This window comes from Mesorhizobium sp. WSM4906, from assembly GCF_029674625.1.
Classification (GTDB): domain Bacteria; phylum Pseudomonadota; class Alphaproteobacteria; order Rhizobiales; family Rhizobiaceae; genus Mesorhizobium.
On the sequence record NZ_CP121355.1, the window covers coordinates 2,261,653 to 2,277,115 of the forward strand.

The 15,463-nt window shown below is 65.6% G+C and carries 14 protein-coding genes; 2 read left to right on the forward strand and 12 right to left on the reverse strand.

Translation table 11 applies throughout. The features are described 5' to 3' along the window. Nucleotides 1–25 precede the first annotated feature (25 nt). The 8 genes from QAZ22_RS10775 to QAZ22_RS10810 all read right to left on the reverse strand — a co-directional run bounded on the left by QAZ22_RS10775 (nucleotide 26) and on the right by QAZ22_RS10810 (nucleotide 9,109). Nucleotides 26–1,012, reverse strand: a complete 987-nt coding sequence (locus QAZ22_RS10775) for an ABC transporter permease (protein WP_278206744.1) — start codon at nucleotides 1,010–1,012, stop codon at nucleotides 26–28. Further along, nucleotides 1,009–1,995, reverse strand: coding sequence for an ABC transporter permease (locus QAZ22_RS10780; protein WP_278206745.1), 987 nt, complete (start codon nucleotides 1,993–1,995; stop codon nucleotides 1,009–1,011). Before QAZ22_RS10780 ends, QAZ22_RS10775 begins: the two co-directional genes overlap by 4 nt. Then, on the reverse strand, nucleotides 1,992–3,539 hold the full coding sequence (locus QAZ22_RS10785) for a sugar ABC transporter ATP-binding protein (RefSeq protein ID WP_278206746.1): 1,548 nt from the start codon (nucleotides 3,537–3,539) through the stop codon (nucleotides 1,992–1,994). The genes QAZ22_RS10780 and QAZ22_RS10785 overlap by 4 nt, the downstream gene beginning before the upstream one ends. Nucleotides 3,540–3,796: 257 nt before the next feature. Then, nucleotides 3,797–4,831: an ABC transporter substrate-binding protein gene (locus QAZ22_RS10790; protein ID WP_278206747.1), complete on the reverse strand. Its 1,035-nt coding sequence runs from the start codon at nucleotides 4,829–4,831 to the stop codon at nucleotides 3,797–3,799. A gap of 72 nt (nucleotides 4,832–4,903) precedes the next feature. Continuing rightward, nucleotides 4,904–5,815: a sugar phosphate isomerase/epimerase gene (locus tag QAZ22_RS10795; protein WP_278206748.1), complete on the reverse strand. Its 912-nt coding sequence runs from the start codon at nucleotides 5,813–5,815 to the stop codon at nucleotides 4,904–4,906. Between the two features lie 19 nt (nucleotides 5,816–5,834). After that, entirely contained in the window at nucleotides 5,835–7,385 is a 1,551-nt protein-coding gene (locus QAZ22_RS10800) for a mannitol dehydrogenase family protein (protein WP_278206749.1), read from the reverse strand. Beyond that, nucleotides 7,361–8,143, reverse strand: coding sequence for an SDR family oxidoreductase (locus tag QAZ22_RS10805; RefSeq protein WP_278206750.1), 783 nt, complete (start codon nucleotides 8,141–8,143; stop codon nucleotides 7,361–7,363). Before QAZ22_RS10805 ends, QAZ22_RS10800 begins: the two co-directional genes overlap by 25 nt. A gap of 72 nt (nucleotides 8,144–8,215) precedes the next feature. Further along, on the reverse strand, nucleotides 8,216–9,109 hold the full coding sequence (locus tag QAZ22_RS10810; protein WP_278206751.1) for a MurR/RpiR family transcriptional regulator: 894 nt from the start codon (nucleotides 9,107–9,109) through the stop codon (nucleotides 8,216–8,218). Between the two features lie 442 nt (nucleotides 9,110–9,551). Here QAZ22_RS10810 and QAZ22_RS10815 point away from each other — a divergent pair, with 442 nt between their 5' ends. Further along, on the forward strand, nucleotides 9,552–10,736 hold the full coding sequence (locus QAZ22_RS10815) for a Gfo/Idh/MocA family oxidoreductase (RefSeq protein WP_278206752.1): 1,185 nt from the start codon (nucleotides 9,552–9,554) through the stop codon (nucleotides 10,734–10,736). Nucleotides 10,737–10,801: 65 nt separating this feature from the next. Here QAZ22_RS10815 and QAZ22_RS10820 read toward each other — a convergent pair whose 3' ends face one another. Further along, nucleotides 10,802–11,392: a TetR/AcrR family transcriptional regulator gene (locus tag QAZ22_RS10820; protein ID WP_278206753.1), complete on the reverse strand. Its 591-nt coding sequence runs from the start codon at nucleotides 11,390–11,392 to the stop codon at nucleotides 10,802–10,804. A gap of 243 nt (nucleotides 11,393–11,635) precedes the next feature. Here QAZ22_RS10820 and QAZ22_RS10825 point away from each other — a divergent pair, with 243 nt between their 5' ends. After that, the gene (locus QAZ22_RS10825; protein ID WP_278206754.1) at nucleotides 11,636–12,295 is read left to right on the forward strand and encodes a methyltransferase domain-containing protein; all 660 of its coding nucleotides are present in this window, start codon (nucleotides 11,636–11,638) and stop codon (nucleotides 12,293–12,295) included. A 48-nt stretch (nucleotides 12,296–12,343) separates the two neighbouring features. Here the strand turns inward: QAZ22_RS10825 and QAZ22_RS10830 are convergent, their stop codons facing one another. The 3 genes from QAZ22_RS10830 to QAZ22_RS10840 are packed head-to-tail and all read right to left on the reverse strand — an operon-like array spanning nucleotide 12,344 to nucleotide 15,422. After that, entirely contained in the window at nucleotides 12,344–13,204 is an 861-nt protein-coding gene (locus QAZ22_RS10830) for a carbohydrate ABC transporter permease (protein WP_278206755.1), read from the reverse strand. Beyond that, on the reverse strand, nucleotides 13,201–14,091 hold the full coding sequence (locus QAZ22_RS10835; RefSeq protein WP_278206756.1) for a sugar ABC transporter permease: 891 nt from the start codon (nucleotides 14,089–14,091) through the stop codon (nucleotides 13,201–13,203). The genes QAZ22_RS10830 and QAZ22_RS10835 overlap by 4 nt, the downstream gene beginning before the upstream one ends. 38 nt (nucleotides 14,092–14,129) lie before the next feature. Continuing rightward, nucleotides 14,130–15,422 (reverse strand): extracellular solute-binding protein, encoded by a 1,293-nt coding sequence (locus QAZ22_RS10840; RefSeq protein ID WP_278206757.1) that lies wholly within the window; start codon nucleotides 15,420–15,422, stop codon nucleotides 14,130–14,132. Between the last annotated feature and the right edge of the window lie 41 nt (nucleotides 15,423–15,463).

A 15,463-nucleotide genomic window follows, 5' to 3' on the forward strand; every position in this document is an offset into this window, starting at 1 on the left:
TGCCCGTCTGAAAGAAGCCGCCTTCCTACCGGTCCTCGATGATCCTCAAGTAGGCCGCGGTCACGAACAGCACGATGAAGCCGAACAGGATGCGGCGGCCGCCTTCCGGCATCTGCAGGATGGTGAGCAGCGTCGTCAGCACGGTGAGGATCAGCGCGCCGACGATGGTGCCCATATAGCCGCCGCGGCCGCCGAAGATCGAGGTGCCGCCGATGACGGCCGCCGCCACCGAAGGCAGCACCAGCGGCTCGGCGAGCGACAGCGAAGGCGCCTTGATCAGGCCGATGTAGAGCAGGCCGGTGATGCCGGCGAGCAGGCTGGAGATGACGTAGAGCGCGGTGATCACCTGCCAGTATCGGACGCCGGACAAACGCGCGGCGCGCTCGTTGTCGCCGACGGCATAGAGCAGGCGGCCGAAGCCGGTGCGGTTGAGCGTGAAGACGATCAGCACCGCCACCGGCACGAACAGCAAGAGCGCATTGGGAAAGCCGTAGGTGAGGCCGGTGCCCAGCCAGTTGAGGAAATCCGGGATCCTGGCGCCGGAGGCAATCACGGTGCGCTGGTAGACCTGCAGGAAACCGGTGCCGATCAGGCTGGTGCCGAGCGTCATGATCAGCGGATGGACGCGGAAGACGCCGACGCCGATGCCGTTGACGAGGCCGATCAGCACCGCCGGCAGCATGGCGAGAAGGAATGCCACCGTCGGATCCTGGTTGACGATCTGGGTCGCCATGATGAAAGCGCTCATCGTCGCCACCGTGCCGACCGACAGGTCGATGCCGCCGGTCAGCATCGTCATGGTCTGGCAGCCGGCGAGGATCGCCAGCGGAATGGCGAACTTCGCCGTGTTGGCGATCCAGCGCTCGTTGACGATGCCGGGGCGCAGGACCTGCAGGATCGCCACCAGGATGACGAGCAGGATGATCAGCGGAATGATCGGCCGGTCCGCCATGAAGCGCTTCAGGCGCCGGCCGAACGAAGCGGGCTGGGGCACGGTCGCGGTGCTCGTCATGGCGTTGCTCCTGCCGGGCGACCCCGGATGGTGATGAAGGCGCCGAACATCACGACGGCGACCATGATTGCGCCCTCGATGATGGCGGTGACATTGGGATCGATGGCCAGCAGCGTGAGATCGGTGCGCACCAGCCTGAGCACGAAGACGGCGATGATCGGCCCGAGCAGCCCGCCCTTGCCGCCGCCGAGCGCGACGCCGCCAAGCACCACCGCCGCGACGCTGGCGAGCAGATAGGGGCCAGGGATCGGCGCACCGATCCCGGTGCTGATGGTGAGCGACAGCCCGCCGAGCGCCGCGAACAGGCCGGAGAGCGCGTAGGCGACGATCCTGGTGCGCGCCACCGGCACGCCGCTGCGGAAGGCGGCGAGCTCGTTGCTGCCGATGGCATAGATGGAGAGCCCGAGACGCGAGCGCCTGAGCGGGATCCAGATGACGAAAAGGCAGACGACGAGCAGCACCAGCGCCTTCGGAACCCAGGCATCCGCCCAATCCGGCAGGCCGGGCACCGGCATGGTGCCGACCACGCTCGCCTTCAGCCACTCGGCGGCCGCGCCGCCTGGGGCGTCGAGCACCAGCAATGCCGCGCCCTGCAGCACGAACAGCGTGGCCAAGGTGACGACGATATCCGGCACGCGGGTGACGACGATGAGGAGACCGTTGAGCGCGCCGAGCACGAGGCCCATGGCCAGCACGAAGGGCACGACGAAGAGCGCATATTCCTCGCTGGCGCCGTTCATCATCGAAGCGGCGGTGACGCTGGTCAGCGCCATCATGGCGGCGACCGAGAGGTCGATGCCGCCGGCGATGACGACGACGGTCTGCGCCGCGACGGCAAAGGCGTAGGGCAAGACTGCCCGCGCGAGCGAGCCGAAATCGCCGCTGCCGTAGCCCGGCTGGATCAGTTTGGTGACGACGAACAGGAATACGAGCAGCGCAAGCAGGCCGGCGACCCAGCCCTGGCGGCGCAGGAAGCGGGTCATGGCGCGACCTCCGTATCGGAAGCAGGCCTGACGTCGGCAAGGATGCCGACATCTTGCCTGGCGCCGCGCGGCAAGCCGTAGGCCGCCCGCATCAGCGCCGGCTCGTCGGCCAGCTCGACCGGGAACGTGTCAACGACTCGGCCGCCGAAGATGACGATGACGCGGTCGCAGACACGCTGCACCTCTTCCAGCTCCGACGTGTAGAAAAGCACCGATTTGCCGAGGCCAGCGAGCTCGCGCAGCAATTTGTAGATCTCCTGCTTGGTGCCGACATCGATGCCCCGCGTCGGGTCGAAGCAGAGGACGGTGCGGGCATCCGCCGCGATCCAGCGGGCGATGGTCACCTTCTGCTGGTTACCGCCGGAAAGGCGCTGCACCTCGCCCTGCGCGCGGGTGTCGATCTGCAGACGGGCAATGGCGCTGGAGACCACCATGCGCTCGCGGCGCACCTTGATCGGGCCCCATTTGCGCAGCGCCGCGCTGAAGGGAAGCGCGATGTTCTCGCGCACCGAGCGCTGCATGGCCAAAGCCTCGGTGCGGTCGCCCGGAACATAGGCGATGCCGGCTCGGATGGCATCGCTCGGATGCGAGAACTTCACCGGAGCGCCGTCGACCGCGATCGTGCCGCCGGCCGGCCTGATCGAGCCGGCAAGGGCGGCGAAGAGCTCGTCCTGGCCCTGGCCCTCCAGCGCGACGACGCCGGCCACCTCGCCATTGGCAAGATCGAAGGAGACGTCGTTGAGCTTGGTGCCGAGCTGCAGGTTGCGCACCGAAAGCCGCGGATGGCTGTCTTGTGCGCCGGCAGCCTGGCTTGCCACCCGCGCGGCGGCGACGCTGGTCTTCTCGATGCGGGCGCCAAGCATCATCTCGACGATCTTTTCCTCGATGCCCGGCTCGATGTCGACGACGCCGACGGTGGCGCCATCGCGCAGCACCGTGGCGCGATCGCACAACGCGGAGATCTCGACGAAACGGTGCGAGATGAAGATCACCGAGCGGCCGCTGTCGCCTTGGCGGCGCACGACTTCCAGCACCTTTTCGGCAAGGTTGGCGGGAAGTGCTGCCGTCATCTCGTCGAGCAGCAGCACATCGGGTTCGACGGCGAGCGCGCGCGCCAGATCGAGCACGCGCAGCACGGCGAGTGGAATGTCACGCGCGGTCTCGCGTATGTCGAGATTGGGGATGCCAAGCTCGCGCACCCAGGCGCGGAAGGGCTCGACCGGCGTGCCGGTCAGCCGCAGATTGGAAAGCACATCGAGATCAGGGATCAGCGCCGGCTCCTGGTAGACCGGCAGCAGGCCGGCGCGGCGGGCGGCGGCGGGCGAGCGCACGTCGCGGGTTTCGCCGCGGATCAGGATGCGGCCTGCATCCGCCCGGATGGCGCCGGTCAGGATCTTCACCAGCGTCGACTTGCCGGCGCCGTTGGCGCCCATCAGCGCATGGACCTCGCCCGGCAGCACCGAAAGCGAGGCGTTGCGCAGCGCCGCCACGGCGCCGTAGTTCTTCGCCACGCCGGTGGCGTCGAGGAGAGGGTTGGTGGTCAAAGCGTGCGGGTCTCGATCATGTGTGGCCTGTTCTAACACAACAGCACGCCACGCTTGCGCGCGGCGTACTGCGGAGCGGCGACTTTCCCTTCTCCCTTGTGGGAGCTTGTGGGAGAAGGTGGCCTCGCGAAGCGAGGTCGGATGAGGGGGTGTTCCAGAAAACACCAACGCCTCATTCCTTCCAGCACCCCATCATCCGTCTCAGCGCTGCGCGCCGATCTTCCTTCCCCCAAAAGGAGGGAAGGAAGAAGCCGGATTTATTCGCCCGGGCCCTTGCAGGCGACGATCTGCTCCTTGGTGTAGGTGGTCCAGTCCGGGATCGAGATCGAGACCGGCCACTCGGGGCTGAGCGACGGATCGGCGGCCGACTTCAGCTTGGCCTTGCCTTCGTCCGTGGCGTTCTCCCAGAGCTGCGGCTCGACCAGGACGGTCTGCTGCGCCGGCTTCTTGCCGTCGAGGATCTGCAGCGCCAGCGTGACGCCGGCGCCACCGATCGAGCCGGGGTTGGTGACGGCTGCGCCGACCAGACCCTTGACCGTGTTCAGCTGGCCGACGAAACCGGCATTGTCGGCGCCGACAACCGGCACCATCGGCGCCTGCTGTTCCACCAGCGCGTCGACGATGACGTTGTCGATGCCGGAGGTCCAGATGCCGTTGATGGGCGCCCCTGTGGCGAGGAAGGAGAGGATCTGCTGTTTGCCCTGGTCCTGCTGCCAGCCGGTGAACACCTCCTGCGCGACCTTCACGTCGGGGAATTCGGCCAGCGCCTTCTTGAAGCCTTTGTCGCGATCGCTGTCGGCGGACGCGCCGGCGGCACCGCGCATGTAGAGCACCTCGCCCTTGCCGCCCATCTGCTGGAACAGCCACTTGGCGCCGAGATAGGCATATTGTTCCTGGTTGTTGGAGATGATGTAGGCGGAAGGTTCGGTGACCGCCTGGTCGACGGCGACGACGACGATACCGGCCTTGGTCGCCTCCTCCAGCCCGGCCTTGATGCCGGCCGGATCGGCCGGGTTGACGACGATGGCGTTGACCTTGGCGCTGATCAGGTTGCGAATGTCCTCGAGCTGGCCGGCGGCGTCGGTGTTGCGATGGGCGATGTTGAGCTTCGCCACCTCGCCGGACGCCAATGCCTGCGCCTTCATGGCGCAGATCATCTCCTCGCGCCAGCCGTTGCCCTGCACGGTGTTGGAAATGCCGATCGTGTATTTGCCCTCGGCGGACGAGACGCCCACCGAGGCAAGCAAGGCGGCACCGGCAAGTAGCGGGCCAATGGTCAGGTATTTCTTCATTTCAGTACTCCTCCACATTGACTGTCAGTTGCAGTTCCAGGGCTCCGTTGTGACCGGAGCCCAAGCTTTTCGTCATTTGACGAAGGGACGCAGCACATCACGGGCCAGCAGGAAACCGCGCTTCACCTTTTCGTCGCTTCCCTCGAACCGCCGGTCCTCATGCTCGATGATGACCGGCCCGTCATATCCAGCCCGGTAAAGACCCGAAAAGATGCTGCCCCAGTTGATGTCGCCAAGCCCCGGCATGCGCGGCACCTGCCAGCCTATGCCAGCGGAAAGAATTCCGCGCTCGTACAAACCATCATGATCAATCATCAGGTCCTTGGCATGCACATGCAGCATGTGCGGTCCGAACTCGCGGATGAAGCGTTCCTTGTCGATCATCTGCCAGACGAGATGCGAGGGGTCGAAATTCATGCCGACATCGCCGCCCCAGGCTTCGAGGATCCGGCGCCAGACATAAGGCGAGTAGGCGATGTTGTGCCCGCCCGGCCATTCGTCATAACTGAAGATCATCGGGCAGTTTTCGAAGGCGAGCTTCACGCCGTGCTCGCGCGCATGGGCGATGATCGCGGGCCAGACTTTCCGCGCTGTTTCCCAATTGGCGTCGACAGTCTTCGAAGCGTCGCCGCCGCAGAAGGTGTTGACGAGCGAGACACCCATGCGGCTCGCCAGCACGATCACCTTCTTCAGATGTTCGATCACCGCCTCGCGATGCGCCTGATCGGGATGCAGGGGATTGGGATAGAAGCCGAGGCCGGAGATCGTCAGGCCCTTGCCGGCGAGCTCGGCGGCGATGTCTTTGGCCTCCGACGCCGAGATGTCGGCGTCGATATGGCTGGTGCCGGCATAGCGGCGGCTGGCGCCCGAAGCCTTCGGCCAGCAGGCGATCTCCAGGGCCTCGAAGCCGGCCGAGCGCGCCCAGTCGGCGACTTCGCCGAGCGAGATGTCCGGGAATGGTGCCGTGAGTAGTCCAAGCTTCATGATCCCTCCCAATTCCTAACTATGCAGATCGCGCCGGGCGCTTCAACGACGCATCCGTTGGCCCAGCACAGACCTGTCTGACAAACCTCATCGGGTTGTTCGAAAGCAGGCCGTCGAGACCGGTGGTCACATGCGCGCGGAACGTCGTGTTGGCCGCAAGCGACGGGTCGAAGATGGCATCGATGGCAAGGATTGCGTCGGCGAGGGCTTCGCTGTCGGCACCAATGCGGCCGGCGATCGCCGCGATCCTCTCGGCAAAAGGATCGGACGCCTGCCAGGCGCGGCCGAAATGCGCGGAAGCCTTGACCAGATAAGCCATCCAGCCGGCGACCGGGACCGGGAGAAGCGCAATGCTCAGGCCCATGGCCAAGCGGTCGCGGATCGGGTTGAGCAGGCGCTGGACGATCTTCTGCGAGCCGTCGGTGGCGATCTGGTGATTGCGATGGCGTATCGCCGTGTTGGTGAGGCGCGCAAGGCTCTGCTCGACATAGGCGGCCGGTGAGATGCCGGGCACGGACATCAGCGTCGGCAGCGTCTCTTCCATCAGCATGCGGCGGACGAAGGTTGCCAAAAGCTGGTCGGCGACCGCCTCGAAAGTGTGCTCGAAGCCGCCGAGCACGCCGAGATAGGCAAGCGTCGACTGGGCGCCGTTCAGCACCCGCATCTTGAGATGCTCGAACGGGGTGACGTCGTCGACGAAGCTGGCGCCGACGCGGTCCCAGCGCGGCACGCGGCCAGCGAAGCGGTTCTCGATCACCCATTGGCGAAACCGCTCGCCGACGACGACGGCGCCGTCGCGATAGCCGAAGCGCTCTTCGACCGCGTCGATATCGGCCTCTGTCGTCGCCGGCGCGATGCGGTCGACCATGGCGGAGGGAAAGGCGACATTGGCGGCGATCCAGTCGGCCAGCCCGCTGCCGTGCCGTTCGGCGAATGTCCGCACGACATTGCCGAGAATGGTGCCGTTGGCCGGGATGTTGTCGCAGGAAAGCAGCGTCACCGGCCGGCCATGCGAGACCATGCGCATTTCCAGCGCCCTTGCCAGTATGCCAGGCACGCTGCGCGGCGTTTGCGGATTGGCGAGGTCATGCACGATGTCGGGGTGGTCGAGGTCGAGCGCGCCGCTCGACGGGATGTGGCAATAGCCTTTCTCGGTCACCGTCATGGTGACCATCTCGATCTCGGGCGAGGAAAGCACCCCGAGCGCCGGCGCCGCGCTGTCCTGGCTGTCGACGACGCGCACAATGCTGCCGATGACGCGCGCCTCGACCTCGTCGTTCTGGCGAATCAGCCGCGTGTAGACACCATCCTGTCGGCCGAGCGTCTCGGCGAGCAGGGGAGGCCGGATGTTGATGCCGACCAGTCCCCAGCGGTCGAAATCCTGCGCCAAAAGGTCGTCGGTGTATTCGGCCTGATGGCAGCGGTGGAAGGCGCCGACGCCGATATGCGCGATCCCTGGCCGCAGCGCCGAGCGATCGTAAGCCGGCTTGCTTACCTCGGGCGGCAAGCGGCCGAGCACGGCAGGGCCGAGGCGCTCGGCGGCGGTCACCGGTTCGCTCCGATCACCCATTGCTCCTGGTCGATCAGCGCGCCGGTCATCGGTCCGGCCGCGTCGGAAAGCAGGAAGACGGCAAGGTTCGCGATGTCGTTGACCGAGAACAGCCGGCCGAAGGGCTGCGCCGCGTTGGCGGCGTCGAGCCAGCCCGGACCCTGGCCGAGCGTTTCGGCCTGCATGATGCGCTCGGCCGGCGTGTCGGTCCAGCCGACATTGATGCCATTGACGCGGATGCGATCGAAGCGATGCGCGTTGGCGGCGTTCCTGGTCAATGTCGCCAGCGCGCCCTTGGTGGCGGAATAGACGGCAAGGTCCGGCGCGCCGCAATGCGCATTGATCGACAGGATGTTGACGATGGCACCGTCCTGGCCGCGCTTCTTCATGTCGGCGATCGCTGCCTGCATCAGGAAGAAGGGCGCGCGGGCGTTGGCGGCGAACAGCGATGCCCAGCCGTCCAAGTCGGCGTCGACGAAGGAGGCACGGTCGGTCAGAGCCCCTGCGTTGACCAGTCCGTCGATGCGGCCGAAGCGCTCGATGCATGCCGAGGCGAGCAGTGCCGGTGTCTCCGGGTCGCCGAGGTCGGCGGCGACGAAAGCGGCAGGCGCACCCATGGCCGTCAGGTCCGCCGCGACGGCGTCGCCGCGTTGCTGGTTGCGGCCAGTGATCAGCAGAGCTTCGGCGCCGGAGCGCGCGGCCGTCTCGGCGATCGCACGGCCAATGCCTTGCGTCGCGCCGGTGACCAGCACCACCTTGCCGTCGAGCCGAACCTCCATTCCTCCTCCCGGAACAAAGTTTCTATTTTTTCAAATATGGAACGACAGTTCCCTGTAGTCAACCGTACCTGTTCAGCCTGTCCGGCGCGCGACGACGCCGTGGACCAAAGCCATGCCGACGGCCAGCGAAGCGGCCAGCGAGCGGAAGCCGGCGAAATCCGACTCCACCACCTCCAGCCAGGTGTCCGACAGTTTCACCAGCGGCGAAAAGGTGCTGTCGGTGATGGCGACGATGCGCGCCCCGCGCTCATGCGCGACGGCGACGAGGTCGGGCGTGATCGAATTGTAGGGGCTGAAGGAGACGGCGAGCACCGCGTCGCGCCGGCTTATGCAGCCGACCTGGTCGAGCGCGGTCGAGCCGACATTGTCGACCAGGACATTGCGCACACCCTGTTGCGACAGCGTCAGCGACAGATAGGTGGTGACAGGAAAGGCGCGTTTGCTGCCGATGACATAGATCAGCTCGGCTCCCGCCAGCAGGACGACCATCTTCTCGAAGCTGTCGGTGTCGAAGCCGCTGCCGATGCGGCTGAGCGAGGCCTGCGAGGCGCCGACCATGCCGTTGAGGAAATGCAGATTGGCATTCTGCTCCTTAGCCGGCTCCTGGCTGCCCTGTCCACGTCCCTCAGGCCAGGAGCCTTTCATATGGTCCTTGAACAGGCCCTGGAAATCGGAAAATCCGGCATAGCCGAAGATCTGCGCGAAGCGCACTAGCGTCGAGGGCTGTACGCCGGCCTGGTCCGCCACCTGGGCGATGGTACCGAGTGCCACGTCGCTCGGATGCTGCCATAGGAAGATCGCGACTTGGCGCAGGCGCTTCGGGAAATGCACGGTGCCGGACGAGAGCACGGCACGCAGTTCTTCGTAGGTTTGCGGTTTCGTGTAGCCAAGTGCTGCCAGAGAACGGCCCTGTTTGCGGCTCTCGCCGCTGCCGACCCGGCCGGGTGAGGTTCGCGCGCCGCTCATGGGATGGGCCGGGTTTGAAGTACCGCGCAGAAAGGTGAAGACCGCCAATTGTCGAAGTTGGCGCCGCCCCTCATCCGCCTGCCGGCACCTTCTCCCCGTATAGTGACGGGGAGAAGGGGGCTGGCCGCAGCCTCGGCGCCTTTCCTGCAACGCTCGCGATTGGCGAAACCGCAGATGAGAGCGCCCCTCTCCCCGTCACTATACGGGGAGAGGATGCCGACAGGCAGGTGAGGGGCAGCGCCAGTGCCCGGAAAACTGGGCGAACTCAAAAGCTGACGCAATTGGCCTGCTTCCACTACCCAAACCCTCCTCTGCCATTTTCGTGCAAGCCTAGTGCGGCACGATCGTTTTACAAAACAAAATTTGGAAAAGCTGTTCGAAATTGGCGGAGAGCTCCCTATAGTCCCGCTGTCAATGACAGCCATCCGGGAGGAATCGAAACATGGTCTATGCAACCGCTGACGGAACCTCGCGCCGACGCCTCAACGTCGGCATGGTCGGAGGTGGCCGCAACGCCTTCATCGGCGCGGTGCATCGGCTGGCCATGCGACTCGACGACCAGATCGCCCTTGTGGCGGGTGCGTTGTCCTCCGATGCGGAGAACGCCGCGGCCTCGGCCGCCGAGATCGGCATCGCGCCCGAGCGCAGCTATGCCGACTATCATGCCATGGCGAAGGCGGAAGCAGTGCGGCGGGACGGCATCGAGGCGGTGGTCATCGTCACGCCCAACCATCTGCATGCGCCGATCGCGACCGCCTTCCTCGAGGCCGGCATCGACGTCATCTGCGACAAGCCGCTGTCGACGACGCTTGCCGAGGCCGAGGCGCTGGTGGCGCTGACAAAGACGAAGAAACGCCGCTTCGTCGTCACGCTCAACAACACCGGCTACGCCATGGTGCGCCAGGCGCGCGAGATGGTCGCGGCGGGCGAACTCGGCCGCATCGTTTCCGTGCATGGCGCCTATATCCAGGACTGGCTGACGCAGCCGATCGATGCGCAGGGGCAGAAGCAGGCTGAATGGCGCACAGACCCGGCGCGCGCCGGGCAATCGGCGGTGCTTGCCGACATCGGCGTGCACGCCTTCAACCTGGCGAGCTACATCTCCGGCTTCGAGGCCGAGGCGGTTTCGGCCGACCTCTTCACCGCCGTGCCCGGGCGCCGGCTCGACGACAATGCGCATGTGCTGGTGCGCTGGACGGGCGGCGCGCGCGGCACGATCCTCGCCAGCCAGACCTCGCCCGGCCACTACAACGACCTCTCGGTGCGCATCTATGGCGAGAAGGCCGGGCTCGAATGGTCGGGCACGAGGCCGGAGGAGCTGCGCTTCTCGCCCTATGGCGAGGAGACGCGCATACTGGTGCGCGGCGGCCATGGTTCGACAGCGGAAGCCCGGCGCGTCTCGCGCATGCCGGCCGCGCATCCCGAGGGCTATATCGAAGCCTTCGCCAATTTCTACCGCGACGCCGCCGACATCATCCGCGCGCATCGCTCGGGCGGAACCGTCGATGCGGCTAGGGCGGCGCAAGTGCCCGACGTGGTCGACGGCGCGCGCGGCGTGAAGTTTGTCGCAGCGGCAGTGGAGTCGAATGCGGCAGATGGCGCATGGACGCCGGCGCTGCTCGGATAAATGCCGCCGGCTCAGGCTCTGGATCGCGATCAATCCGCATCGCGACCTGCAGCGGGGTGATCCGCCTATCGATGCTCGTCCCCAATGACGGGTGAAAGCCCATCGAGCACCAGGCTCCGGAACATGGCGTCGACCTCAGCCGGCAGCAGCCCAGGCTTGCGCTCGAACCACCAGTTCAGGGTCGTAAGGAAAGCGCCGACGACGAATTGCACGACGAAGTCGCGTGGGATGGTGCCGTCCTGGAGGGTGGAGGACAGTTCCTGCCGCACCATTTCCGACAGGATCAGGCGGATCTCGTTCTCCGTCACGGCGCCGCCTCGCCCGCCAATCATCGTCCGGAAGTGGTCGGCGTACCGGGCCGCATGCTCGAACATGGCCGCGCTGAAGCCGAGCGGATCGTCCTGTGATGCTCCAGCTGTTGCAGGCACGGCGGATTGCGCCTCTTTCAGCTCTTCCCGAAGCAGCTGGAAGCCGCTGCGTAGCAGGTCCTCCTTGCCGGTATAGTGCGCATAGAAGGTCGAGCGGCCGACATCGGCTTCATCGATGATGTCCTGTACCGAGAGGGCCCCATAGCCCTTGCGCAGCATGAGCGTCAGCAGCGCCCGGTGAAGGGCCTTGCGCGTACGGGCGGCCCGTCGGTCGATTCCGCGCGACATGGATCGCTCCTCCCTTTGCCAATCCGCTCCCGGATCGCCTTTCTCTGCACGTTTTCCAGGACGGTAGGCCCGGATTGTCCACTAACGGACGTTCCATTTGCATCGTCCGTCGAATCTTCCGGACAGAATGTCCATTATCATACGGATTGTTTCGAACTTCACCAGTTGGCAGCCGCTGGACCGGCATTCGCCGGCTTGGCGCTGTTGAAGGTCTGGCGCTGCTGAAGAAAGGACGAGACGGACATGCATCACATGCGAAGCGAAGTGCGTACCGCTGGGGCCGCAATCGGCCCGGAAGCCAACAAGGGCATCGGTTTCCCGCGCCTTTACGACCTGCTCGTTCTCATGCTGACGCGGGGGCGGGATCGGGCCTATCGCGAGGCGTTGCTCGATCTGGCCGGTTTGGCACCCGGCTTCCAACTGCTGGACGTCGGATGCGGCACCGGCACGCAGGCGATTTCCGCCTGGCGCCGCGTGCAGCCCGACGGATCGGTGGTTGGCGTCGACGTCTCCGAAAAGATGCTTGCCGCCGCTCGCCGCAAGGCGAGCCGGGCCGGCCTCGATATCCCGTTTCACCATGCCGATGCGGCCGCGCTGCCGTTCGCGGATGGTCGCTTCGACGCGGTCACTTTCACGACGGTGCTGCACATGGTGCCGGAGCCGCGGCGCAGCCTTTGCCTGCGCGAGGCCGCGCGCGTCCTGCCTCCGGGCGGGCGGCTGTTGCTGGTCGACTATGCCGGCCCCGTCAGCGAGCGCGGACACATGTCGGCAAAGCACGGCCTGCACGGCCAGTTCGACCTGCATCGTCTTCGCGAACCGCTGGCTGCGGCCGGCTTCGAGCGCATCGAAGGCGGCCCGCTCAACTGGCTCGGCCTGCATTACCTGCGCGCCGTCAGGGTGTGAAGATTGTCGTCACGCCGATGATGGCCCTGCGTGCTCAACTATGGCGAACTACCCCTTGATCGCCGAGCCGACGATCGAATCGACGAAGAAGCGCTGCAGGAAGACGAACAGGACGAGCGGTGGCAGCACGGCGAGCGTGGCGCCGGCCATCACCAGGCCGGTGTTGACCGCACCCCGGTTATAGCTGAGCAGCCGGCTGAGGCTGATCACGATCGGATAGGCGTCGGCATTGCCCTGCAGCACGGTGAGCGGCCAAAGATAGCTGTTCCAGTGGTAGACGAAGGCGAACAGCGCGAGCGCCGCGATCGCGGGCGCCATGCTCGGCGCCACGATCTTGAACAGGATGAGCAGCTCCGAGGCGCCGTCCATGCGCGCGGCGTCGATCAGATCATCCGGCACGCCGGCGATGAACTGGCGCATCAGGAAGATGCCGAAGGCATTGGCGAGGTTGGGCACGATGATGCCGGCAAGGCTGGCGTTCAGCCCGATCGAGCCGACCATGCGGTAGAGCGGGATCAGCGTCACGATCGGCGGCAGGAACATGGTGGCGATCAGCAGCGAAAACAGCAGCGAGCGGCCGCGGAAAGAGTATTTGGCGAAGGCGTAGCCGGCCATCATGCTGGTGACCAGAATGCCGGCGGTGGTGACTGAGGCGATGACCAAGGAATTCCACATCGAGCGGCCGACATTGATGACGCCGGCGACCTTTTCGTAGGCGTCGAGCGTCGGCGTGTGAGGGATCCAGACCGGCGGCACCTGCATGGTCTCGGCGGGAGTCTTCAGGCTGGAGAGCACCATCCAGGCGAGCGGAAAGGCGGAGGCCACGGCAACCAGAAGCATGGCCGTCGCAAGCAGCGCCTTGTTCCCTGACGGGCGTTTGCGGGACGGCGGACGGGCTGGCGTGCTCATTCGCCGTCCTTCCGGTTGACAAGTGAGAACAGCGCGGAGACGCAGACGATCAGCGACAGCATCAGCATCACCGCCATGGCGGAGCCCAGCCCGCCCTGCGCGCGTTCGATGCCGACGCGGCGGATATGGTAGGTGAGCACGTTGGTCGAGCCCACTGGCCCGCCTTGGGTGATCAGCGCCACCGGCTCGAACACCTGCACCGCGTTGATGATGGCGATGACGGCGCTGAAGAGAAGCATGCGGCGAAGCAAGGGCAAGGTGATGAAGCGGAACTGCTCGCGGCCGCTGGCGCCGTCGATCGTTGCCGCCTCATAGAGGCTGCCCGGGATCTGCGTCAGACCGGCGATCGCCAGCACGGTGAAATAGCCGACCTGCTGCCAGACATTGAGCAGGACGATCGAGACCAGCGCCGAGCGCGGCGAGGAGAGCCAGGGCTGCGGGCCGATGCCGATCAGGCCGAGCATCTGGTTAAGGGGGCCTTCGCTCGGCGAATAGAGTTTCGACCAGACCAGCGCCACCGCGATCATCGGCACCATGTAGGTGGAAAACAGCACCGTCCGCAGCGCCGTGCCGCCTGCAACCTCGCGCTGATAGACCATCAGGCCGAAGAGGACCGACAGAGGCAGGATGAGGACGACCGAGAGCGCGGTGTAGACAGCGGTGTTGAGCAAGGCTGACTTGAAATCGCGCCCGACGGAGGTCGGACCGAGGATCTCTTGGAAATTGCCGAGGCCGACGAAGCTCGCTTCGGAAAAAGGCGTCTGCGTCGACCAGTCGTGGAAGGAGAGCCAGATGGTGAGCAGCATCGGCAAGAGCACGAAGACGCCGATCAATGTCACGGCGGGCGCAAGCATGATGCCCGCCGAGGCACGAAAAGCTTTGGCCATTCATATGGCTCCGATGGCTGCCGGTCAAAGGCCCGAGCCTATTTCGCCGCGCGCTCCAGGATCGACGTGGCATCGGCCTCAGCGTTCGCCTGCGCATCCTTGGCCGAGACCTGGCCATACTGCAACGCCTCGAGCGTCTGCTGCAGGGATTCCGAGAATTCCTGGCCGCCGAGCACGACCGGGAAGGGCCGCGCATCGGCCAGCACGCTGACATAGCCGGAAAGGAATTCGGAGCCGAGCTTGTCCTTGTGCGCCTCGATGTCGGAGCTGCGCGAGGGCAGGATGCCCATCGACATCAAAATGTCGGACATGGCCGAGGCGCCGTTCTTGCCGGATTTCGGGCTGTTCAGCCAGGCGAGGAACTCCCAGGCCGCCTTCTGCTCGGCCTCGCCGGCCTTGGCGTTGACCACCGTCATCCAGGAATAGGAGATCGAATGCGGCTTGTCGCCGCTCGGACCCACCGGAATCGGCGCGGTGGCGACGTTTGCGAACTTGTCGCCCATGCCGGTCTTCAGCGCGCTTTCCCACCAATTGGCCATGATGATCATGCCGGTCTTGCCGGAGACGAAATTGTCGAGGAACGGACCGGTGGTGTTGGCGTCGGCGGTCGCCATCGCCGGATTGCTCGCGCCGGACTTTATCAGGTCTTCATAGAGCGCGAAGGTCTCGCCGGCCTGGGCGCTGTCCAGCGCCGGCTTGCCATCCTTGACCAGGTTGCCACCATTGGAGACGAGCAGCGAGGCGAAAGGATGGACCACGCCTGCTGCCCATGAGTTGATCATGCCGAAGCCCTGCTGGCCCTTGTCCTTGTTGGTCAGCTTCGCGGCGGCATCCTTGAATTCGGCCCAGGTCTTGGGCGGAGCGGCAATGCCCGCCGCCTTGAACAGTTCCTTGTTGTAGTTCAGCGCGTAAACGTCGATCTCGTTCGGAATGCCGTAGAGCGTGCCGCCAACCGAGGCGGCGCTGACGACGCCCGCCGGCCATGCGCTCTTCACCTCATTGGCCACCGTTTCGGGGGCAGGGGCGACGAGCTTGTCCTTCGCCAGTTCCGGCAGCCAGAGGTCATAGATGCCGCCGATCGTCGGACCGTCGGAACCGCCGCCCTGCGAGCGCAGCGTGGTCAGAAGATCGCCGAAGGGAACCGCCCGCACGGTGATGCCGACATCCGGATTCTGCTTCGAAAAATCCTTGGCCGCCGCTTCGAGCAGCGCGACCGTCTCCGGCGACCAATGAGTCAGATAGGAGATGTTGACCGATTGCGCCCAGCTGGTCGCGGGGAGCGCGACGAGACCCGCGGCAAGAGCCAGTTTCGAGAACCAGGCAAGCGACATCGGCATCCTCCACACAAGCCGCGACAGAAGCAACGACGTTA

Bases quoted from the DNA above. Each gene is read 5' to 3' on its own strand.
- QAZ22_RS10775 (WP_278206744.1), bottom strand. From the start codon at position 1,012: ATGACGAGCACCGCGACCGTGCCCCAGCCCGCTTCGTTCGGCCGGCGC.
- QAZ22_RS10780 (WP_278206745.1), bottom strand. From the start codon at position 1,995: ATGACCCGCTTCCTGCGCCGCCAGGGCTGGGTCGCCGGCCTGCTTGCG.
- QAZ22_RS10790 (WP_278206747.1), bottom strand. From the start codon at position 4,831: ATGAAGAAATACCTGACCATTGGCCCGCTACTTGCCGGTGCCGCCTTG.
- QAZ22_RS10795 (WP_278206748.1), bottom strand. From the start codon at position 5,815: ATGAAGCTTGGACTACTCACGGCACCATTCCCGGACATCTCGCTCGGC.
- QAZ22_RS10800 (WP_278206749.1), bottom strand. From the start codon at position 7,385: ATGGGTGATCGGAGCGAACCGGTGACCGCCGCCGAGCGCCTCGGCCCT.
- QAZ22_RS10805 (WP_278206750.1), bottom strand. From the start codon at position 8,143: ATGGAGGTTCGGCTCGACGGCAAGGTGGTGCTGGTCACCGGCGCGACG.
- QAZ22_RS10810 (WP_278206751.1), bottom strand. From the start codon at position 9,109: ATGAGCGGCGCGCGAACCTCACCCGGCCGGGTCGGCAGCGGCGAGAGC.
- QAZ22_RS10815 (WP_278206752.1), top strand. From the start codon at position 9,552: ATGGTCTATGCAACCGCTGACGGAACCTCGCGCCGACGCCTCAACGTC.
- QAZ22_RS10820 (WP_278206753.1), bottom strand. From the start codon at position 11,392: ATGTCGCGCGGAATCGACCGACGGGCCGCCCGTACGCGCAAGGCCCTT.
- QAZ22_RS10825 (WP_278206754.1), top strand. From the start codon at position 11,636: ATGCATCACATGCGAAGCGAAGTGCGTACCGCTGGGGCCGCAATCGGC.
- QAZ22_RS10830 (WP_278206755.1), bottom strand. From the start codon at position 13,204: ATGAGCACGCCAGCCCGTCCGCCGTCCCGCAAACGCCCGTCAGGGAAC.
- QAZ22_RS10835 (WP_278206756.1), bottom strand. From the start codon at position 14,091: ATGGCCAAAGCTTTTCGTGCCTCGGCGGGCATCATGCTTGCGCCCGCC.
- QAZ22_RS10840 (WP_278206757.1), bottom strand. From the start codon at position 15,422: ATGTCGCTTGCCTGGTTCTCGAAACTGGCTCTTGCCGCGGGTCTCGTC.